Below are 23,446 nucleotides of genomic sequence, written 5' to 3'. Positions count from 1 at the left end.
TATATGAGAAAAACCAAGCCGGCTGGGCTTGGTCTTTCTTATCTATTTTTCGTATCAAGGATAATGGTGACTGGTCCGTCATTGACCAGCTCAACCTGCATATCCGCTCCAAAGATACCTGTCTGAACGGGCACTTCTTGCGCTAATTTTTGATTGAAGGCATCATAGAAGTCTGATGCCATATCAGGCTTGGCTGCACCTGTAAAGGCTGGACGATTGCCTTTCTTAGTATCCGCAAAGAGGGTAAACTGAGAAATAGAGAGGATTTCTCCTTCAATATCTTTGACAGACAGGTTCATCTTGCCTTCTGCGTCTGAAAAAATCCGCATGTTGACAAGCTTTCTCACAGCATAGTCCAAATCTTCCTCTTGGTCCTCTGGTCCAACACCAACCAGCAATAGGAGCCCCTGATTGATGTTTCCCTGAACCTGACCTTCGATACTCACTTGGGCTTTTGTAACCCGTTGGATAATGATTTTCATAATAGCCTTTCTAGTAAGAGCTAGGACAATTAGCCGTTGGTCCGTTTAACAGAGTAAACTTCTGGCACACTCTTAATCTTGTCCACGACCGTGGTCAATGTAGAGAGGTTGGCAATACCGAAGGACACATGGATATTAGCAAACTTCATATCCTTGGTTGGTTGAGCGTTGACCGTTGAGATATTCTTGGTTGTATTTGAAAGAACTTGCAGTACATCGTTCAACAGTCCTGTACGGTTGAGGCCATAAATATCGATATGGGCCATATACTCCTTATTTGAGCTAGAGTACTGGTCTTCCCACTCCACATCAAGGAGGCGTTGCTCGTAGTTTTCTTGTGCACGCAGGTTCATACAGTCCACACGGTGAATAGCTACACCACGCCCCTTGGTGATATAGCCGACAATATCGTCACCAGGCACTGGATTACAACACTTGGCAATCCGCACCAGGAGACCTGAGGCACCTTCAATGACCACTCCACCCTCATGCTTAACCTTGAGGGTTTCTTTGTTCTCAACCTTGACCTCGCCACCTTTGACAAGTTCTTCTGCCTCCGCCTTGGCCTTGGCACGTTCTTCTTCACGGCGTTCCTTTTCAGTCAGACGGTTAAAGACGGTAATCGCACCGATTTCTCCAAAACCAATAGCCGCAAAGAGGGATTCTTCTGTCTTATAGCTAGTCTTTTGCAAAACTTGGTCCATGTGACGCTTGTCCATGAATTTATTGGCCACATAGCCATTTTCTTGAAACTGGGCCATCAGCATTTCACGACCCTTGTTAACGGATAATTCCTTGTCTTGGTTTTTAAAGAACTGGCGAATCTTGTTGCGCGCCTTGCTGGTCTTGACCATATTGAGCCAGTCACGGCTCGGCCCAAAGGAGTTAGGGTTGGTGACAATTTCAACCTGATCCCCTGTCTTTAGCTTGGTTGTCAGTGGAACCATACGGCCATTGACCTTGGCACCAGTCGCTTTTTCTCCGACTTTTGTATGGATTTCGTATGCAAAGTCAATCGGTCCTGAATCTTTGGGAAGAGAACGGACAGCACCATCTGGAGTAAAGACGTAAATCTCCTCAGCCAGATAGTTTTCCTTAACTGAATCGACAAATTCCTTGGCATCATCAGCCTGGTCTTGGAGTTCCATCATCTCCTTGATCCAGTTCATCCCAATAGCTGATTCCTTGCTGTTAACCTGCCCCTTAACGCCTTTCTTATAAGCCCAGTGAGCCGCAACCCCGTACTCAGCCACCTCGTGCATGGCCTTGGTTCGAATCTGGAATTCAATCGGCCCTTTTGGCCCATAAACAGTCGTATGGATAGACTGGTAACCATTGGCCTTGCGGTTGGCGATATAATCTTTGAAACGACCGGGCATCGGTTTCCAAAGTTCATGCACATAACCCAACATGGCATAAACATCACTTTGGGTATCTAAAATACAGCGAATAGCAATCAGGTCATAGATTTCCTCAAACCGTTTTCTCTTATCCTGCATTTTGCGGAAAATAGAGTAAATATGCTTGGGACGACCATAAATCTTCCCTCTCAAGTGATGATCCGTCGTATATTCCTCTAATTTTGTGACTACCTCATCCACCAAGGCTTCACGCTCTCTGCGCTTTTCCTTCATCATATGGGTAATCTTATAAAACTCCGTTGGATTGAGATAACGGAAAGACAGGTCTTCCAATTCCCATTTGACGCTAGAAATCCCCAGACGGTGAGCAAGAGGTGCATAGATTTCCATAGTTTCTTTGGAAATACGCTCCTGCTTGTCTTTTCGAAGATGTTTCAGAGTCCGCATATTGTGCAAGCGGTCAGACAGTTTGACCAAGATAACGCGGATGTCCTCAGACATGGCCATGAGCATCTTGCGATGATTTTCCGCTAATTGCTCCTCGATTGATTTGTACTCGACCTTACCAAGCTTGGTAACTCCATCGACAATCACGCGCACATCTGGACCAAACTCTCTTTCCAAATCGTCCAAGGTCGCATCTGTATCCTCCACCACATCATGCAAGAAACCACAAGCTACTGTTACAGCATCCAGCTTGAGCTTAGCTAAAATACCTGCCACTTGGATGGGGTGAATGATATAAGGCTCGCCTGATTTGCGATACTGGCCACTATGGCATTCCACCGCATAGACCAAGGCCTTATAGACAAAATGGACATCCTCTTCCGTCAAATATTCTTTGGTTAAAGCGACAACTTCTTCGCCTGTTAAATTCACTTCTTTTGGCATCTATACTCTCCAATTCTTCCTACCATTTTATCACTTTTTTAAGAATATGAAAACTAGAAAAAGAGGATTCTAAAGCTTATTCAGTTTGTTAGGAAGGAGGATAACATAAGATTTACACTTAAAAAAATAAAATTATCTGATTTTCATCTAACTTTTTTGAAATATAGGCTACGCTAAAAGTTAGTGAAATGAAAATCTTTTCTTCTTAAATTAGAAAAGGTTTGATATTTTGGTAATTTTCTAACCTTTTTAGTGTATAATGGTAATATAAACAGTTTTTTTACGATAATTACTGAGTTTTCATCTTTCTAGAAAGGCAAACAACATGAAATCACACAAAAGACTGACACTTTTAGCTTTGGCTGTTCTTGGCTTATCGAGCCAAGTCGTTTTAGCTGACGATACGAGTCATTCCACTACTGCCCCTATGACTAGTTCAACCAGTAGCTCAATAAATACTTCCACTAGTCATTCTACTAACAGTTCTACAAATACTTCTGCTAGTAGTTCTCAAGCTAGTAGAGAAACTTCGTCAACTACAGCTAGTTCAAGTGAGCAAGAAACCAAACCTTCTCTCTCCACAGAAGCCAAACAAAGCCAATCTATACAAACTGGCTGGGTAAAAGAGGGGAACAAGTGGACTTTTTATAGTCAAACTGGGGTCAAATTTACAGATACTCTCTATGATGGTTATTTCTTTGATAGTCATGGCTACTTGCTTGAAAACACTTGGTACCAAATGGGAAATAATTGGTACTATATCAATGGTTCAGGTAAATATTTATCCAACCAATGGAGTCAAATTAATGGCAAGTGGTATGCTTTTGATGGCTACGGTAGAATGTTGGCCAATGTCTGGAAAGGCGATTACTACCTCAAAGCCAGCGGAGCTATGGCAGATAAGGAATGGGTCTACGACCAAAACTACTCTAGTTGGTTTTACCTCAAATCTGGCGGACGCTACGCCCAAAAACAATGGATTGGTTCCTACTATCTCAAATCTGGTGGCTACATGGCTCATAAGGAATGGATTTATGACCCAGACTATCAATCTTGGTACTATCTTAAGGACGATGGTGTGTATGTTACAGGAACCTATGCTGTGGATGGTAAAAACCAGCTCTTCCAAGGGAATGGAAAATGGGTTCGTGAATTAGCACAAAGTTTTCAAAAAGGACATTACTCTAAAACTATCTTTCTCGATCCAGGTCACGGTGGTAAGGATCGCGGGGCTTATTACTATGGCATAGCTGAAAAAGAATTGAACCTACAAGTTTATCGTAAGCTACGTAAACGACTAGAAGGACTCGGCTATACCGTTCTCACCTCTCGAGATAGTGATATAGACGTTGATTTTATTACCGAGCGTTCTCGTATGGTCAACAAGACCAATGCAGACTTTTTCATTAGCCTTCATTTCAACGCTACCGGAAATGATACTACTGTTAATCTAGGTATACAAACCTATTCTTACAAGGAAGAACCTGGCTTCCCTAGCAAGATTAACAAGGATTGGCATAATAATCCTGAACGGATAAGTGAAAGTAACCGTCTTGCTGCCGATATCCATTCTTCACTGCTAGCTGAAACTGGAGCTAGGGATGCCGGACTTTTGCAAGCAACCTTTGCTGTTCTACGTGAAACAGCTAAACCAGCTGTTTTGCTAGAGATGGGATATATGGATAATCCAGAAGAAAACAAAAAAATCCGCAGTAGTGACTACCAAGATAAACTGGTTGAAGGGATTGTCAAGGGAATCCAAAAATATTACTCAGGAAATTAAAACAGTCTAAGCCTCGATCTCATTCGGGGCTTATTTTTCTTATCCAAACCATATCCTTCTTTCTAGAACTATTTCCTTTTTATGCTTATTCTCCCTAACTGTGCTATACTTAATTTAGTACATTCTTTGAGATTGGAGCTAGTATGAAAATCCATAAAACCGTGAATCCTGTTGCCTATGAAAACACCTATTACCTAGAAGGTGAAAAGCACCTTATCGTGGTAGATCCCGGTAGCCATTGGGAAGCCATTCGTCAGACAATAGATAACATCAACAAACCGATTTGTGCTATTCTCTTGACCCACGCCCATTATGACCATATCATGAGTTTGGACTTGGTGCGCGAGACTTTTGGCAATCCTCCTGTCTATATCGCAGAGAGCGAATCCAGCTGGCTCTATACTCCCGTCGATAATCTCTCAGGGCTACCTCGCCACGATGATATGGCAGATGTGGTCGCAAAACCGGCAGAGCACACCTATGTCTTTCATGAGGAATATCAACTGGAGGAATTTCGTTTCACTGTCTTACCAACACCAGGACATTCCATCGGCGGTGTTTCCCTAGTCTTTCCTCAAGCTCATTTGGTATTAACGGGTGATGCCCTTTTCCGTGAAACAATCGGACGAACCGACCTTCCGACTGGTAGTACGGAGCAACTCCTCCATAGTATCCAGACCCAACTCTTCACCTTACCAAACTATGATGTCTATCCAGGGCATGGTCCAGCTACTACTATTGCTCACGAAAAGACCTTTAATCCTTTTTTCTAGCAAGTTGATGACAATCAATATCGTAATTTAATACTCAATAAAAATCAAAGAACAAACTAGGAAACTAGCCACAGGGTTACTCAAAGCACCGCTTTGAGGTTACAGATAAAGTTGACGTGGTTGAAGAGATTTTCGAAGAGTATAAGTAAACTATCCAGCAAGTCTTTCCATTATAAAAGGCATCCAATCAAGTTTTCAGACCTGATTGGATGCCTTTTTCTGATCACTTGCTTCTTTGCATTACCAAATAATCACGCGCTCTTCTGGTGAACGCCACATACCGTCTCCTTCTTTGACATCATAGGTTGTAAAGAAATCATCGAAGTTTGGCACTTGCACATTGACACGGAGTTTGGCTGGCGCGTGCACATCGACGCTAGCCAAAAGTTTCATAAATTCTGGGCGACCTTTCATGCGCCAGATACGACCGAAGTTGTAGAAGAATTCTTCTGCTGAGAAGTCTGGTTCTCGCTTAGCTGCTTCAAGCGCTGCAGCGATTCCTCCCAAGTCAGCCACGTTTTCTGATACAGTCAATTTACCGTTGATGGTTGCTCCATAAGAATCCTGTCCATCAAACTGGTCAATAACTTTTTGTGTTTTCTCCTTGAAGGCAGCATAGTCACTCTCTGTCCACCAATCTTTGAGGCTACCATTTTCATCAAAGGAAGCTCCGTTGGTATCAAAGGCGTGGGAAATTTCATGGGCAATAACTGCCCCAATCCCACCATAATTAGCAGAAGATGACTGATGCAAGTCATAGAAAGGAGCCTGTAAAATAGCCGCCGGGAAGACAATCAGGTTCTTCTGTGGATTGTAGTAGGCATTGACCATGTGAGCAGGCATGCCCCATTCCTTGTAGTCTACAGGTTGGTTCCACTTGCTCCAACTGTGTTTGATTTCCACACGCGCAAAGGCTAGAGCATTGTCAAAAAGACTAGCAGTCTCATCCACTACCTTGTCTTTGTAGCGTGCTGGCAATTCTTCTGGATAACCGATGTAAGGCTTGATAACATTGAGTTTGACGATGGCCTTGTCACGAGTTTCAGGAGTCAGCCAGTCATTCTTAGCCAAGCGTTCCTTATAGACATCAATCATAGTTGCCACTTTTTTCTCCACGTCCGCCTTAGCCTCTGGAGAGAATTTTTCATGGGCATACCAAAGACCTAAGGCTTGTTTGAAAGGACCTTGTGCTAGCTGGTAGGCTGCCTTGACCTTGTCTTTGGCTTCTGGAACTCCAGAAAGCGCACGACTGTAAGCACCTGACAAGACACGGATTTCTTCTGTTAAATAGCTGGTTGAGAGATTCACAACACTTAAAATTAAGGTTGCCTTGAGGAGAGGCCAAGCCTCTTCACTATAGAATTGATCTGCTGCTTGCCAGAAACGTTCTTCGTCTACGATAACCTTGTCTGGCACTTGTCCAAGAACGGCTTGGAAAAAGTCATCCAAAGGTAGGGCAGGTGCGAATTTTTTGAAATCTTCATAAGAATATGGATGATAGAGTTTAGCATATTCTGAACTTTCTTCATTAGAAAGCACCACCGCTGCAACTCGGCGGTCCAATTCTAGTCTTTTCTCTAGCAAGTCTTCAATTTCTTCATCAGAGAAATCATAAGCCTTGAGAAGATTTGTACTGGTTTCTTTCCAAAGAGTCAAAAGCTCTTCACGCTGAGGATGGTCTTCAGCATAGTAGGTCGTATCTGGAAGGATCGTGCTTGGAGCACTAGCCCATAGAACATTGATTCTGGCATCCATAAAGTCTGGCGATACACCAAAAGGAAGGAAATTAGGTTTTCCTGCAAGCTCAAACTCTGCTAGTTTAGCTGTAAAATCCGCAAAAGTCTCCAATTCTTGGAATTCTTTAAGAAGTGGTAAGACAGGTTTGATACCGTCAGCTTCTCTCTTGTCGAAATCACGAACTAGGCGGTGGTATTTGACAAAGTTTGCCAAGATAGCATCCTCAGGCACTTCTTCTCCTGCCAACCACTTGTCTGTTGTCGCCAGCATCAGATCTTCAATTTCCTGGTCTAAATCAACAAAACCTCCTGTTTGAGACTTATCTGCTGGAATTTCAGCTGTTTTCTGCCATTCCCCATTGATTGCATCATAAAAATCATCTTGATAACGTGTCATCTTGTTCTCGCTTTCATTTGTACTTGTTTTTAGCTTAACAAAAATTACCTAGGAATGCAATTAAAAATGAACTTTCTCTTACCATCATTTTTCAGTTATTATTTTAATTTTTTTAAAAATTAACTTGACTTAATTTTTTTTTTAAGGTATATTAAGAGACAGGAGGAATATAAGTTTATGATACGTATCGAAAACCTCAGTGTCTCCTACAAAGAAACGTTGGCACTTAAGGATATTTCACTAGTGCTCCATGGACCAACAATTACCGGTATCATTGGCCCAAACGGCGCTGGGAAATCAACACTATTAAAAGGTATGCTGGGAATTATCCCACATCAAGGTCAGGCATTTCTCGATGACAAGGAAGTTAAAAAATCCTTACACCGAATTGCCTATGTCGAACAAAAAATCAATATCGACTACAACTTTCCCATCAAGGTCAAGGAATGTGTCTCGTTAGGACTCTTTCCCTCTATCCCTCTCTTTCGAAGTTTAAAGGCTAAACATTGGAAGAAAGTGAAAGAAGCCCTTGAAATCGTCGGTCTAGCTGACTACGCTGAGCGTCAAATCAGTCAACTATCTGGAGGTCAATTCCAGCGGGTTTTGATTGCCAGATGTTTGGTACAGGAAGCCGACTATATCCTCTTGGATGAACCCTTTGTTGGGATTGACTCTGTCAGTGAGGAAATCATCATGAATACGCTGAGAGATTTGAAAAAAGCTGGGAAGACGGTTCTCATCGTCCACCACGACCTCAGCAAGGTTCCCCACTACTTCGATCAAGTCTTGCTTGTCAATCGAGAAGTGATTGCCTTTGGTCCAACCAAAGAAACCTTTACCGAAACCAATCTCAAAGAAGCTTACGGTAATCGACTCTTTTTCAATGGAGGTGACCTATGATTGCAGAATTTATCGATGGATTGCAAAAATTCCATTTCTTACAAAATGCCTTGATAACAGCCATTGTCGTCGGGGTCGTAGCTGGAGCTGTGGGATGTTTCATCATTCTACGCGGGATGTCACTCATGGGAGATGCCATTTCACATGCTGTCTTACCAGGTGTAGCCCTCTCCTTCATCTTGGGCCTTGACTTCTTTATCGGAGCCATTGTCTTTGGACTGCTAGCTGCCATCATCATTACCTACATCAAGGGAAACTCGATTATCAAAAGCGATACCGCCATCGGCATTACCTTTTCTTCTTTCTTAGCCCTCGGTATCATCTTGATTAGTGTCGCTAAAAGTTCAACTGACCTTTTCCATATCCTTTTTGGTAATATCTTGGCCGTCCAAGATACGGATATGTTTATTACTATGGGTGTTGGGGCAGTCATTCTCTTGTTAATCTGGATTTTCTTCAAGCAACTCTTGATCACTTCCTTTGATGAACTCTTGGCTAAAGCCATGGGAATGCCTGTCAATTTCTATCACTACCTTCTCATGGTACTCTTGACTCTCGTGTCTGTGACAGCCATGCAAAGTGTCGGAACTATCCTGATTGTAGCCATGCTGATTACCCCAGCTGCAACTGCTTATCTGTATGCTAATAGCCTGAAAAGCATGATTTTCCTTTCCTCAACCTTTGGAGCTACAGCTTCAGTTTTGGGACTCTTTATCGGTTATAGCTTTAACGTTGCGGCAGGTTCTAGTATCGTGCTTACAGCTGCTAGTTTCTTTCTCATTAGCTTCTTTATCGCTCCCAAACAACGATATTTGAAACTGAAAAATAAACATTTGTTAAAATAAGGGGTAAAGCCCCAATAAATTGGAGGATCTAATGAAAAAATTAGGTACATTACTCGTTCTCTTTCTTTCCGTTATTGCTCTTGTAGCATGTGCTAGTGGAAAAAAAGAGGCAGCTTCTGGTCAAAAACTAAAAGTTGTTGCTACAAACTCAATCATCGCTGATATTACTAAAAATATTGCTGGTGACAAGATTGATCTTCACAGTATCGTTCCGATTGGACAAGACCCACACGAATACGAACCACTTCCTGAAGATGTTAAGAAAACTTCTGAGGCAGACCTCATTTTCTATAACGGTATCAACCTTGAAACAGGTGGCAATGCTTGGTTTACAAAATTGGTAGAAAATGCCAAGAAAACTGAAAACAAAGACTACTTTGCAGTCAGCGAAGGGGTTGAAGTTATCTACCTTGAAGGAAAAAATGAAAAAGGTAAAGAAGACCCACACGCTTGGCTCAACCTTGAAAATGGGATTATCTTTGCTAAAAATATCGCTAAACAATTGAGCGCCAAAGACCCTAACAACAAGGAATTCTATGAAAAAAATCTCAAAGAATATACTGATAAGTTAGACAAACTTGATAAAGAAAGTAAGGATAAATTTAATAACATCCCTGCTGAAAAGAAACTCATTGTAACCAGCGAAGGAGCATTCAAATACTTCTCTAAAGCCTATGGTGTCCCAAGTGCTTACATCTGGGAAATCAATACTGAAGAAGAAGGAACACCTGAACAAATCAAGACCTTGGTTGAAAAACTTCGCCAAACAAAAGTTCCATCACTCTTTGTAGAATCAAGTGTGGATGACCGTCCAATGAAAACTGTTTCTCAAGACACAAACATCCCAATCTACGCACAAATCTTTACTGACTCTATCGCAGAACAAGGTAAAGAAGGCGACAGCTACTACAGCATGATGAAATACAACCTTGATAAGATTGCTGAAGGATTGGCAAAATAATCCTATGAAAACGTCATTCTCACATGAGCTGGCGTTTTTTCTATGCCCACATTTCCGGTCAAATCATTGGAAAATTCCGGCTGTTTCAGCTAAAATGGAAGAAAAAAGATTGGAGTATCCTATGGTAACTTTTCTCGGAAATCCTGTGAGCTTTACAGGTAAACAACTACAAGTCGGCGACAAGGCACTTGATTTTTCACTCACTACAACAGACCTTTCTAAAAAATCTCTGGCTGATTTTGATGGGAAGAAAAAAGTCTTGAGTGTCGTGCCTTCTATTGATACAGGCATCTGCTCAACTCAAACACGTCGTTTTAATGAAGAATTGGCTGGACTGGACAACACGGTCGTCTTGACTGTTTCCATGGACCTGCCTTTTGCCCAGAAACGTTGGTGCGGTGCTGAAGGTATTGAAAATGCCATCATGCTCTCAGACTATTTCGACCATTCCTTTGGACGTGATTACGCCCTCTTAATCAATGAGTGGCACCTATTGGCACGCGCAGTCTTTGTCCTCGATACTGACAATACGATTCGCTACGTTGAATACGTGGACAATATCAACTCTGAACCAAACTTCGAAGCCGCAATTGCAGCTGCTAAAGCCCTATAGAAAAAATCCTCTGTCACAAAGAGTTCCCCACTCTTTGAAACGGAGGATTTTTGTTTACGAGTAAATATAAGTTCAATCAGCTAATACTCTTCGAAAATCTCTTCAAACTACGTCAGCTTTATCTGCAACCTCAAAGCGGTGCTTTGAGCAACCTGCGGCTAGCTTCCTAGTTTGCTCTTTGATTTTCATTGAGTATTACTCTACAGATTTCAAGGCTTCAAGCATATCAACCTTTCTCAGATGACGATTGACAAAGAAACCAAGCAAGGTCAAAATGGTGCTTACTGCTGCCACTGGAATTACATAGACTTCCCAGCCTACCTGTGGATAAAAGAGAATAGTCGCAGGCGAAATCATTTGAATCAAAAATTGGTGTAAATAGAAACCAGATACCAAACCAAGTACGATTCCCACAAGGGACAGCACAATCGTCTCACGATAAATGTAGAGAGTGACTTCATTATTATGAAAACCGAGAACCTTGATAGTGGAGAGTTCACGGATTCTCTCAGCCACGTTGATATTGGTCAAATTGTAGAGGATAACAATAGCCAATAGAACCGATACGATGACCAAGATGGTCATGGTCTGATTGAGTGAGCTAGCGACGGATTCAAAGAGTCGAATGGCTGAAGCATTCTGGACAACGCTGGACAACGCAGATTGATTCATAAGTAAGCCAGCCTGTCTTTCGATACTAGTAGCACTGGTATTCCTTAACGAGACCAAATAAGTGTTGGCTTGGGGTAGCTGTCCGTAAATTTGCTCATAGCTAGCCTGACTCATATAAATAAAGTGACCAACGTAGTTCTCAGTAATAGCAGCGACTGTTAATTCCTTACCTTCAATTTCTAGAGTCTGCCCAACCTTGACACCTGCCAGCTGGGCAAGTTTAGCTGTAATAACGACGCCATCTTTTAATGTCAGCTCCTGCTGATGATTTTGAAGATGGATAAAGGGAGTCAAATCCTCCTTCTCTGTCATCATAAGGGTAATAGTTTGAAGACCTGCCTTACCTTTGAAATCCTTGTCTAGCGTTTTAGAATAGATTTTCTGGTAGGCTTTGATGTCCTGCCCTTTCAACACTTCTTCTAGCTCTGCCTTGTCTTGATTGGTCGCACTAGGATTTTCAGAGACAATCATCTGATACTGTTGGATTTGTTGAAACTGTCTAGACGGAACTCCTGCTACAGAGGATTGAATTCCTAAACCTGCAAAAAGCAGAGCGACTGAGCCCGCCACACCAAATATTGTCATCAACATCCGCTGCTTATAACGGAAGATATTGCGAGCTGTTACCTTATGAGTAAAACTGAGACGACGCCAGATAAAACTGAGACGCTCCAGTAAAATTTTAGCTCCTTTAACAGGAGGTTTAGGCAGTAAAAGCTGGGCTGCTTCATCATGAAGTTCCCTCCGAGCCACCAGATAGGCTGGTAACACACTCGCCAACCAACTCAATCCAAGAGCTAGTATACTATAGCTCCAATAGAACTGAATCTGGGTTTCTCCCACCACCATGCCTTTTGTAATGACACTTGAAATCACACTGGCTAGTAAATAATGGCCAAGTATACTACCTAGAGCCGTTCCGACAGTTCCAGCTACTAGGCCGTAGAGGAGAAACTTGGCGATAATATCCTTGCTACGATAGCCCAAGGCCTTAAAAATCCCTGCATGTGTTCGCTCTTCATCCACAAAACGAGTCATAGTTGTGAAGGTAACCATAGCCGCTACGGCATAAAGAACCACAGGAAAGATATTGCCCACTGCTCGAATACTGGATGAAGCATTGCTATACATGAGATAGCCCTGACCACCTGGCATGGTCTGACGATTATATACTTGATACTTGGGCTCAGCTAAATCATCCAAGACTTGCTGATGTTTTTCTAATTTTTCCTTTTCTTGGGCTAGATTTTGTTCAGCCTGCTTTAGTTTGTCCTCTTCCTTGCTCAATTCCTGCTTAGCTTGGGTAAGTTGAGCACTGGCATGCTCTCTCTGAGATTGAGGAAGCAAGGCTAGTTGACTTTCCTGAGACTGTAAACGAGCTTGAGCAGCTGCTAAACGACGCTTGCCTTCCTGCAAATTAGCCTGAGCCTTGTCAAGGATCTCTTGCCCCTTATCGAGAGACTCTTGCCCTTCTTTTTTCAATACTTGCAGACGTGCCTTGCCATTATCTGATAGAACTTGTTCAAGGTCTTCCTGATGTTGCTTGGATTTTTCTTCATAAGCTACTGAAAAAGCATTTAAGCCTGCTAAATCTTGATATTTCAAACGAGCTATATTGTAGACTTTCTGATCAAACTGACTCGGTAAAATCACCCCATAGACTGTCAGAGTCCCACTTCCACTGCCTGCGTAGCCCATATCTCGCTGGGAGAGGATTTCAGCCGAATCCACAAAACCAGTAATGGTATAAGTATGGTCTTTTAAAGAGGAATGACCCTCTTCTTTTTCTTTAAAACTAATCTCCTTTCCCACGCTGTATTGGCCTTGTAAATGAGTGCCCAAAGCGATTTCCTTGTCTGACTGAGGAAGTCGTCCCTCTCTTAGCTGAAAGATTGAAATTCGCTCTGGTCTGGAGTACAGTCGAATGGCATCCTGCCCATTCTCCATAGTCACATCTGTCAAATAGCCAAACTCAATCTCTGCGCCCTGCGTCTGTCCTAGTTCTTCTTGATCTGCTTGATCCAAACCATAGTTAGACATGACTGCCAAATCCAAGGTTTGAGCAGTTGTTAAATAAGCATTAGCTGTCGCCTCCATGTTGGGACTGGTTACTTTGAGGCCTACTAAGGCTAGAGACCCTAACATCATCAAGGTCATGATGGATAAAAAACGCCCCTTGGAGCCTGTGAAGGACTGAATTAAGTCCTTCCAATAGGTTTTTCGCTTGATCATGCTAGTACTCCAAACTGTCAATATCCTGAGGATGCTGGTTGACCACCACATCCTTGACACTGGCATCGTGCATATGAATTACGCGATCAGCAATGGGCGCTAAAGCTCCATTATGAGTCACGATGATCACCGTCGCTCCCTTTTGACGAGACATGTCTTGGAGAATCTTCAAGACTTGCTTGCCTGTCTGATAATCCAAGGCTCCAGTCGGTTCATCACAAAGGAGGATTTTAGGATTTTTGGCTACCGCGCGTGCAATGGAGACTCGCTGTTGCTCCCCTCCAGAAAGCTGAGCTGGAAAATTATTGAAACGATGAGCCAGACCTACATCTGTCAAGACCTGCTCAGAATCCAAGGCATCCATCACGATTTCAGAAGCCAGTTCCACATTTTCCTTAGCAGTTAGATTGGACACTAGATTGTAAAACTGAAAAACAAAACCGACATCGTTGCGGCGGTAATTGGTTCGCTGGTGGGAACTATAGTCTGCAATATTGACACCATCAATCCAGATTTCCCCGTCGTCATTGGTATCCATGCCTCCAAGAAGGTTAAGAACTGTTGACTTGCCTGCACCTGATGCACCTAGAATGATGACCAACTCGCCTTCTTCAATTTCAAAATTCACATCACGATTGGCCACAATTTCCGTGTCCCCAACCTGATAACGCTTGTAACAGTGTTTCATCTCAATATAAGCCATCAGACCCACCCTCTCTCAAACAAATTACTTCCTATTACCATTATAACGCTTTTTCAACTAGTTGGAAACTGCTTACATTCTCAAATCCTTATTAAAAGGCAGTTTCAAATTACTGCCTTTTATCATCTTCTTAAAAATAAAATTGAACCAGATCACCTTCTGCTGTTGCCACCGAAACACAATCTTTCTCTATGCATTTCACTTTTGCTTTTTCTTGATTCACTTCAATCACACTTTTTTCAATATCTGGATAAGAGACTCGCAAATCTCCCCCGCTTCTTGATAAAATGGTCAACTGTAAGAGTTTTTTATCCTCCCACCTCATGCTCACTTCAAAATGTCCACGTGCCATTAAGCCTGAAACGGAACCTCTTGACCATGCATCGGGTAGGGCTACTAGAGGTACCAGATAAGCTGAATGAGACTGGAGTAACATTTCTGCCATGCCACTGCTAGCACCAAAATTACCATCTATCTGAAAAGGAGGGTGGCTACACCAAAGATTTGGCAAGGTGGATGACTTTAACTGCTCTGCTAATAATTTATGGGCTCGATTACCATCTCCTAGACGCGCCCAAAGATTGATCTTATTGGCCTTGGACCAGCCTGTGCCGCCATCTCCACGATCATTGAGGCTAGCACGCGCCGCTTCAAGATACTCTTGTCCCTTGTAGCTAAAGAGATTTCCAGGATAAAGTCCCACCAGATGGGAAGCATGCCGATGTTGGGCCTCAACTTTCTCATTTTGAAAATACTGCTCTTCCTCCTCATACCACTCCCTGATTCGACCAGATTGATTGATTTGAAGAGGATTAAGCAAGTCAAACTTCTCCTTGACCTCAGTCAACAAAGCCTCATCCAGTCCCAATTCCTGAGCAGCCTGAATAAAATCATGAAATAATTGCCAAATCAGAGATTGGTCATAGGTATTGCCAATCGAAATCGGACCATGTTCTGGCGAATAAGATGGAGAAGAAACCCAACGCTGCGCCTGCTGATCCTCATGTAAAAAGGCATTCCAAAAACGAACCGTTTCCCTCAACATGGGATAAATTTTATCCCTGAGATAGTCTTGGTCCCTATAAAATGAATAGGCTTCATAAACAGTTTGCATCAGCCACGCATTGGCAGCTGGCGACCAACCCCAATAGTAATCCCAACCAGGTGCCGTCCAACCAAAGGGAGTCGCTTGAGTATGAACCAACCAACCATTCTCCTCTCCTTCCCGAGAGACGATTCCTGCATACCTTGCAGCCGCTAGACGACCATAGACACGCAAATCATCTACATAGTTGATGACCGGAAAGGTCGTCTCTAGGAGATTGGTAACATAGGCTGGCCAATAATTCATCTGCAGATTGATATTCAGGTGATAGTCCGAATTCCACGGAGGATTGTCGACCGCATTCCAGATTCCCTGTAGATTAGCTGGTAGAGTATCCGGACAGTCTCTAGAAGAACTAATCAATAAATACCGTCCATACTGGAAGAACAATTCCTCCAAAGCCTGCCCCTCTTGTGGCTTATAATTTTTTAGCAAATCATCTGTAGTGGATGCATCAACATCAGCTCCCAAATCCAATTGAACACGCTGAAATAAAGCTTGGTAGTCCTCAATATGCCTTGATTTCAATTGGGCATATCCCTTTTCTTTAGCTTTCTCCACCAAGTCCTTCACCTGTTGCTCCAAATCTAGTTTCTTGCGATAATTACTAGCAGGATTTTGGGCAAAATCCGTCTTAGCGGCCAAGAAGAGGTTGGCATAACTGGCTTCTGATATCTGAATCTTATCTGACCAGACTCTAATGTCTCCATCCGTTTCCCAAGCTAGATAACTAGCAAACCGCAGATCATTATCCTTAACTCTTCCCTTCATCAAGATATAAGAATCAGTAATATCCAGTTGGCACTCCTTGTAATCAGACTTTTCCTCCTCATACTTTCCATCAGAAGCCAAATCACGACTTAGCGACAGTTCTATAGTAAAATCTAGAGTTTCCGCCCCTTCCTTAGTAAAGCGCTGAACCAAGAGATTATCTGGAAAACTCGCAAAAGCTTCACGTTCAAATTTCGTTCCCTTATAGACATAAGAAGTCGTCGCAAGCGCCTTACTGATATTCAGTTGCCTCTGGTAATCCGTAACCTGAGACAAAGTCGTACCTTGCTGACTAAACTCAATGTGAATATCCCCAAAGGATAGATAGGTCCCATATTGACTCGTTTTTGGCCCGATCAGGTGCTGTTCAGCCAGTTCCTTAGCCCGATTGTAATCTCTCTTTTCCAAAGCCTGCCGAATCTCAGCTAAAAAACCATACTGGTCCTGAAGATTTCCACCCTGATAATCGGAACTATCAGGAAGTGGACCACCAGACCAGAGACTTTTTTCATTAAATTGAATCCTCTCAGCCCCTATAATCCCAAATACTTTTGCCCCTAAAGAACCATTGCCTATTGGTAAAGCCTCTTCTTCCCAACCCTTATATGTTGTTGAAGCTGGTCTCTTGTAGGCCAATACATAATCTTGTTTTTTATTCCTTATCATACTACCATACTAACATAAAAAGCCTAGAAATCAATTCTAGACTTACAATTTTTTATTTTCCAAGGTAGTATTCAGAAACTACGTTCAATTTTTCGTCGAATTCGAATACCAATGGTGGGAAGTTAGGGATTTCCACGTCCATGATTTCGTCGTCTGACAAACCTTTGATGTGTTTTACAAGGGCACGGATTGAGTTACCGTGAGCTCCTACGAATACGTTTTTACCATCTTTAAGAGCTGGAGCGATTTTATCTTCCCAGAATGGAAGGGCACGTTCCAAAGTCACTTTCAAGTTTTCAGCATCTGGAATAACTGAATCGTCAAGTGAAGCGTAACGACGGTCTGTGTGAGCTGAGTGCTCATCATCACGATCCATGTTTGGAGGCAATACATCGTATGAACGACGCCAGATGTGAACTTGCTCATCACCAAATTGTTCAGCAGCTTCAGCTTTGTTTTTACCAGTCAAACCACCGTAGTGACGTTCGTTCAAACGCCATGATTTTTCAACTGGAACCCACAATTGGTCAGAAGCTTCAAGAGCCAAGTTAGTTGTTTTAATCGCACGTTTCAATACTGAAGTATAAGCTTGGTCAAATTCGATACCAGCTTCTTTGATCAATTTACCAGCGTCAATCGCTTGTTGTGTACCTTTTTCAGACAAATCAACATCAGCCCAACCAGTGAAAAGGTTAGCTTTGTTCCATTCAGACTCACCGTGGCGAGCAAAAACCAATTTTACCATTAGATGGATTCTCCTTTAAATTTTCCGAGGTTTCCCCTCGTTTATCTATTCTATTTTACACAATTTTTCACAAAAAAGCTAGTCAAAACCAAAAAGGAAAGAGTTTCACACATGAAGAAACGAAACCTATCTTCATGTGCTACCCTAATTAGTAAATTTATTTTCCTCATCAAATATTGAAGTTCTAAAATCATTAGTTTGGTCAAGATAGGCTTTAAAGATTGCTCTCTTCAACTTATGAACTGAACTGTCAAATTCTGGTTTGTAATTACTCCAAGAATATCGATTCTCATCTGCATCCTTTCGAACAGCTTCATCCATTAATCGCTGCAACTCTGTAACACTACTTATAGTTTTCGTAGAAAAACTAGTCCAAGGTTTTGTTGTATCATTAAAAGTAACTTTATTCAGTCTATCAAATTGAGCTACACGTTTATTATACATATCTTGCTTGAATTGTGTCCAAGTTTTATATTGACCATTAAATACTTTTTCAAGTACTAATTCATCTGTAACTAAACCTACTTCTTTACCATAAGACTTAATCTTACTTCCCGCCGCTTTTGCATCTTTTTCATATTGATTTGAGATATAAGGTACCATGCCTTCTTTATATCCTTTTGCAGCTAATAATTCGAATGCCATACGGCGTCCCATTAAATCTCCTGGAGTCCCTATTTTACTACTTAAAGCAGAGTATATTGGTGAAAATAGATTAATTGTGTGGTATCCATTTCTTTCATACTCACCTTCATCTTTATATCCTCTTCGTGTAATAACATCATTTTCTATAAGACTATCAAATGAGTTTAATTTATAAATTTCATCCATCGTTAATCTACGAATAGCATTTGTTGCGTATACTTTATTACCATCTGGATCTTTCTTATATATATTCTCAATTTTTCTCAATAGATCATTTTTCTCATTATAACCTAATTTAGCTACAGCACGTCCTTCTAATATTTCAAGTGTATATATTAAATCAAACATATTATGCATATATTTTTGCAAGTCTTCTGCACTATTAAATCGTTGAGTTGGATCAGCTACTTGAAGTCTTGTTGAATTTTCTGAATCCTCATATTTCAAGACAGAGTTAATTGTTATTGTTGGATCATATGGGTGGTCAGGAGCTTGAAGTAATCCTTTAGCATAAAACTCTGGTCCAAGTCCATTTCGTCTTCCATAGCCTCCAAGATAAATTTCTCTATCTGAGTTATGTGTCATTTCATGAGTATATGTTACTGCACCAGATTTATCTAGCATACGATAAGCCATATAGTAGAATGCATCACCTGTCGCATATGCTCCATGTTGATTATGAACAACATTGTTTCCAGCAGGACCAAAGAAGTTTTTAATAGCTGGATGATTAGTTTCAAAGTTAGCTTCTTGTAACTTATTATCTTTATCATTTCCAAATCTAAATGCATCATAAACTAGTACACTTCTATATAATTTTTCTTTATTTTCTTTATCTAGAATTTTATACCAATAATCATAATGATCTCTAAATCGTTTAGCCGCTGCTTGTGCATTATCTTCTACAAATTTATTTAATTTCTCTCCCTTAGGATGTTCAGGACTTCTATATCTATCATAAGCACCAAATCCTATAGTTGAAATATTGGCAATCATAAATATCATTTTTTCTTCTGGTAAAGTTAATAACGGTAAGACCATACTTTGATATTTCCATGATGGACTAGTTAATCTATCATAAACACCTATAGAGTGTTCTGTTCCTTGTTCTGACTGCTTAGAACTTACTTCAGGAATAGTAGATTTTTCTTCAACTATATAAGCTTTAGATTGTGTTTTGAACCAGTCGTTATTAGAAGTAGTTGGTAAGAATACTTTTCTATATTCTTCTAATGCCTTGAATAAAGTTTCTGTCCCATAATTTTTAGATAATAATACATTGTAAGTAATTACATTATTTTTAGCTAATAAATTGTTAAAGCCAGATTTACCTAATTCAATAACATTATCTAGAGCTGAACTATTTGATTTACCAAAGAAATCTAAATGATATAATACTAAATCTTTTGCACTTGCATTATCATATTTAAAATTATACCAGCGTTCAAGATATGTTAAACCTAGAAGTAACGCCTCTTTATTTTTCTTGATTTTCTCGATTACATAATTATCAATTATCGAATTACTATTCTCAGCGATTGCTGCATCTGCTGACAGAAGTTTCGCTAAACTATCACCTATAGCTTCTTTTGTTTTTTCAAATTGTTCATCTAGATATAATTCTGTTAATTTTATGTTACTAGAAATATCTAATACTTTTCTAACAGCACCTGAATCATATTGAACAGATTTCAGGTCATTTAAAACAGTTTTTACAATATTATCATAATTATGTAATAGCGTATTAGGTGTGTATATTAATTTTGTATTAGCTATTTCATATTCTGCTACTTTAGAGAAATCTTGTCGATATTTTACATCCAATGTTTGAGAAGTATTATCTGAATAATAAAGTAACAGTTTATTAATACTAGCTTTATGTTTATTAATATCTGTGATTACTTCTTTATCCTTCATTGGAACTACAGACACAACCTCTTTAGTAAATAAATCATTATTAGTGTCTACTAAATTACCATACTTAACAATAGTCTCTCTGTTATAGAAAGGTAATAGTTTCTCAATATTTTTATATACTCTTAATCTGTTAACATCAGCATCTTTTAAGTTTTTATAATCTGTTTCATATCTAGAAGAGAAATTAAAGTCTTCTATCTTAGTATTTTTCTTAGGAACAAGTTCAGCTTTTTTCTCGAGAACTTTATTATTTTCTAATACAGTTCCTCTTTGTATTTCTGAATCTCTACTTAGTATTTCATCATCTACTTGTACTACATTGACTACCTTATTATTTTGATTACTATAAGTGTTAGTTGCTCTTATTCCTTTAAAATCATAACCAGCAATAGCATTACCGTTCGTAACATTAACGTCACTTAATACATTTGTAAGTTGACCTGAGTTTCTTTCATCTGATGATTCTCTATCCCAAAGATACCCTGCAACTCCTCCAACATAACCAAAATGTTTTACATTATTAAGATTTCCTTCAACATAACTATTTCTGATAGTTGCATTTTTATCAACAACTCCCGCTATGCCACCAACAACCTGATCTCCTGTATTAGCATTTGTCGCCATATCAATAGATGAAATTGATCTATCAATCAAAGCACTAACTCCTGAAAGTTTTCCTACTAAACCACCTATTTGATAAGTAGCTTTTGTATCATAAGTATTCGTTATTCTACCAGTAAAACTACTTTCAGAAATTATAGAGTTAGTAACTTGTGAAACTAAACCACCAATGCTACGCTCACCAGCAATTACACCAGATGAATGAACGTTAGTAATGTTAGTACCATTTTTCGCTTCTTTAGCAATTGTAGCAGCATCATCTTTAGAAGAAATATTTGCTTCTTTTATTGAAATATCTTTTACTGTAGCACGGTTTAAAGTTCTAAATAATGGTTTTTTCAGATTATATATAGCGTAGTACTTATCATTATTTTTACCAATTAATGTACCTGTAAACTCATTACTAACATAGCTTTCTTGACCATCTTGAAGTTCTACTTCACGAGCATCCATAGTTGCTCCTAAACGAAACTCTCCAGAAGGATTACTATTCATAGCATCTACTAGATTTTTAAACGATGTATAAACTCCATTTTCACTTCTCACCATCTTAGGTAGGTAGTAAGTGTAATTGTCTAAAGTACTATTGTTTTCATGTTGAATTAAATCATTAGCTTGTCCTACAATTTTATAAACATCTTGATTATCTTTTGTAGCACTTTCAATACTCTTAACGGGTAACATAACATCTTTAAAATTCTCCGATTTTACTTTCATAAAGTAATTTGTTGGATTAGTTGGAACACTCGCAAGTGAAGTTACATGTCGATATTTATTATTTTCTACTGTAAACAATTCCACATTTGAAATATTTCTAAGTTCTAGTTTCTTGTCGACTTGTTTTTCTTCTGCTTTTGGTGATGATTCTTCTTTTCCTGTAGATGTTCCTTCTATTGACGCTGTTGGGTCTGATCCTACTTGTACAGCTGGTTCATCACCCTGTGGTTTTTCTGAATCTGAATTAGATGATTCTGAGTTTTCGTTCACAGTCGAAGCTTCAGTATTTTGTGAATTTGTTTCTTCTTTATTGCCTTCTGTTACTGAAGGTGATGACTCTGAATTACCTGAATCATTTGTAGCATCTACAGATGGAATAGTTGAAGTTTCTGACGTTGGTTCGGATTTATTTTCTTCTCCAGCTGGTTGCGTAGCTGTTGACTCCCCTTCAGAAGCAGTTGATGAAGATTCAGTTGAAGAAACTGAATCCTCCGCTTTACCTTCTTCTCCTGATTCTTTTGGTGCTGGGGTTGCTTCTGCTGGTTGGCTTTGTTCTCCTGAAGTTGTAGCCTCTACCACTGGTGCTTCTGAAACTTCTGCTTTTGGTGTTGTTCCTGAAGCTTCTTCTGTTGAACCTAGAGTCGCTTCTGAACTTCCTTCCGCTGCTGGTGCACCTGTTGTAGCTACTTCTGAACCTGTTCCTGCTTCTTCAGTTTCTTTTACTTCATTTCCTGCTGTTGTTCCTGCTTCTTTTGGAGCTGGTTTCGCTGCCTCGGACTCTGTTACTTTTGGTTCCGGTGCTTCTGTTGCACCTGGTTGTTCTTCTTTATTTTCTGGAGTTGTAGGTGCTTCTGTTTTTGGTTCAGCCAATTCTGCTGACTCTGTTCCTGTTTCTCCTTCTGAAACTGTTCCTTCAGGTGTATCTTCTTTTGGAGTTGTAGGTGCTTCTGTTCCTGATTCTTCAGTTTCTTTTCCTGTTACTCCTGGAGTTACTTCTGAAGCCCCTTCTGTTCTTCCTGAAGCTCCATTTGCCACTAATTCTGTTGAATCTGGTGCTGATTCTGCTGTTCCTGTAAATGTTCCTTCAGGTGTTGATTCTGCTTCTTTAGGCTCAGCTGGTTTTTCTACCTCTGGCGCTGATTCTGTTGGTGCTGGAGACACTGGTTTTTCTGCTTTTGGCGTTGTTACAGTTGGCTCTTCTGCTTTTTGTGCTACTGGAGCTTCTGTTTCTTCTTTAACTTCTGGGCTTGTCTCTGCTGGTGCTTCTGAATCAGGTTCTTCACCCGATTCTTCCGCTCTTTCCACTACTGGTGCTGATACAGGCTGATAAACTGGGCTATAGTTCACAGTCATTTTTTCAACTTTCTCAGTGACATCTGTTAATTCAAAGGTAACAGCTTTTGTTTCCTGATCTTTCTTGAGCAAGACTTCGTAAGTGCGAACTTCGCCACTTGCACCACTTTCTTTGATGACAATCTTGTGTTTTGTGACTGTATCTGAAACCGTTTCAGCTTCGGTAAAGTACAATTCATTGTGCGGTAAGAATAAATTCTTGCCTGAAGCTTGATTCATTTCTTGGAGTACATCTACAGGGATATTACTTGCTTCGCTGATAACACTTAATGTATCTCCCCACTTAATGACATACTTAAATAAATCACCTTCTTTTTGAAGGTCAGCTTTCACTTCCTCAACTGTTCTAGCTACCCAGACACCATCTTGTTCACTGGCTGATACAGTTGGAGCTAAAAAGCCCAGACCTAGCAAAATCACACCTGTCGCAACAATTGCACCAGTTCTTAATTTTCTAAAGCCACGGAGGGACAAGCTTCCTCTAACATTTGTTTGTCTCATAATGTTTATTTCTCCTCACTAGTTTAAGAAATCGCAAGAAAAACAATCTTGCGATT

At 40.4% G+C, this 23,446-nt stretch carries 14 protein-coding genes; 6 read left to right on the top strand and 8 right to left on the bottom strand.

Translation table 11 applies throughout. From position 1 onward, the window contains the following. Positions 1-38 precede the first annotated feature (38 nt). Positions 39-482: a D-aminoacyl-tRNA deacylase gene (gene dtd, locus HT714_RS04570; protein WP_173225782.1), complete on the bottom strand. Its 444-nt coding sequence runs from the start codon at positions 480-482 to the stop codon at positions 39-41. A 29-nt stretch (positions 483-511) separates the two neighbouring features. After that, positions 512-2,734, bottom strand: coding sequence for a bifunctional (p)ppGpp synthetase/guanosine-3',5'-bis(diphosphate) 3'-pyrophosphohydrolase (locus HT714_RS04565; RefSeq protein ID WP_173225779.1), 2,223 nt, complete (start codon positions 2,732-2,734; stop codon positions 512-514). Positions 2,735-3,059: 325 nt separating this feature from the next. Here HT714_RS04565 and HT714_RS04560 point away from each other — a divergent pair, with 325 nt between their 5' ends. Next, positions 3,060-4,517 carry an N-acetylmuramoyl-L-alanine amidase gene (locus HT714_RS04560; RefSeq protein ID WP_173225776.1) on the top strand — a complete coding sequence of 486 codons (1,458 nt, stop codon included), beginning with the start codon at positions 3,060-3,062 and terminating at the stop codon, positions 4,515-4,517. A 143-nt stretch (positions 4,518-4,660) separates the two neighbouring features. Continuing rightward, positions 4,661-5,290 (top strand): MBL fold metallo-hydrolase, encoded by a 630-nt coding sequence (locus tag HT714_RS04555; protein ID WP_173225773.1) that lies wholly within the window; start codon positions 4,661-4,663, stop codon positions 5,288-5,290. A 240-nt stretch (positions 5,291-5,530) separates the two neighbouring features. Here HT714_RS04555 and pepO read toward each other — a convergent pair whose 3' ends face one another. After that, positions 5,531-7,423: an endopeptidase PepO gene (gene pepO / locus HT714_RS04550; RefSeq protein ID WP_173225770.1), complete on the bottom strand. Its 1,893-nt coding sequence runs from the start codon at positions 7,421-7,423 to the stop codon at positions 5,531-5,533. 177 nt (positions 7,424-7,600) lie between these two features. Between pepO and HT714_RS04545 the strand changes: the two genes are divergently transcribed. From HT714_RS04545 to tpx, 4 genes are all read left to right on the top strand, one after another. Next, the gene (locus tag HT714_RS04545; protein ID WP_000619142.1) at positions 7,601-8,323 is read left to right on the top strand and encodes a metal ABC transporter ATP-binding protein; all 723 of its coding nucleotides are present in this window, start codon (positions 7,601-7,603) and stop codon (positions 8,321-8,323) included. Then, entirely contained in the window at positions 8,320-9,168 is an 849-nt protein-coding gene (locus HT714_RS04540; protein ID WP_000559787.1) for a metal ABC transporter permease, read from the top strand. Before HT714_RS04545 ends, HT714_RS04540 begins: the two co-directional genes overlap by 4 nt. A gap of 31 nt (positions 9,169-9,199) precedes the next feature. Further along, on the top strand, positions 9,200-10,129 hold the full coding sequence (psaA, locus tag HT714_RS04535; RefSeq protein ID WP_172922047.1) for a metal ABC transporter substrate-binding lipoprotein/adhesin PsaA: 930 nt from the start codon (positions 9,200-9,202) through the stop codon (positions 10,127-10,129). A 121-nt stretch (positions 10,130-10,250) separates the two neighbouring features. Continuing rightward, positions 10,251-10,742, top strand: a complete 492-nt coding sequence (gene tpx, locus HT714_RS04530) for a thiol peroxidase (protein ID WP_000256026.1) — start codon at positions 10,251-10,253, stop codon at positions 10,740-10,742. Between the two features lie 195 nt (positions 10,743-10,937). On the opposite strand, the gene HT714_RS04525 is transcribed toward tpx, so the two are convergent. The 5 genes from HT714_RS04525 to HT714_RS04505 all read right to left on the bottom strand — a co-directional run bounded on the left by HT714_RS04525 (position 10,938) and on the right by HT714_RS04505 (position 23,390). After that, positions 10,938-13,646: an FtsX-like permease family protein gene (locus HT714_RS04525; RefSeq protein ID WP_173225766.1), complete on the bottom strand. Its 2,709-nt coding sequence runs from the start codon at positions 13,644-13,646 to the stop codon at positions 10,938-10,940. 1 nt (position 13,647) lies between these two features. After that, positions 13,648-14,349, bottom strand: coding sequence for an ABC transporter ATP-binding protein (locus tag HT714_RS04520; RefSeq protein WP_173225764.1), 702 nt, complete (start codon positions 14,347-14,349; stop codon positions 13,648-13,650). 130 nt (positions 14,350-14,479) lie between these two features. Beyond that, entirely contained in the window at positions 14,480-16,891 is a 2,412-nt protein-coding gene (locus HT714_RS04515; protein WP_173225761.1) for a glycoside hydrolase family 95 protein, read from the bottom strand. Between the two features lie 52 nt (positions 16,892-16,943). Next, positions 16,944-17,636: a phosphoglycerate mutase gene (locus HT714_RS04510; protein WP_000240129.1), complete on the bottom strand. Its 693-nt coding sequence runs from the start codon at positions 17,634-17,636 to the stop codon at positions 16,944-16,946. Between the two features lie 144 nt (positions 17,637-17,780). After that, on the bottom strand, positions 17,781-23,390 hold the full coding sequence (locus tag HT714_RS04505; RefSeq protein WP_173225758.1) for a ZmpA/ZmpB/ZmpC family metallo-endopeptidase: 5,610 nt from the start codon (positions 23,388-23,390) through the stop codon (positions 17,781-17,783). Positions 23,391-23,446: the final 56 nt, after the last annotated feature.

It is taken from the genome of Streptococcus sp. 3705, from assembly GCF_013277145.1.
Classification (GTDB): Bacteria; Bacillota; Bacilli; order Lactobacillales; family Streptococcaceae; genus Streptococcus.
The sequence above is the reverse complement of the archived record's forward strand: the minus strand, read 5'-3'. Positions and strand labels throughout refer to the sequence as shown.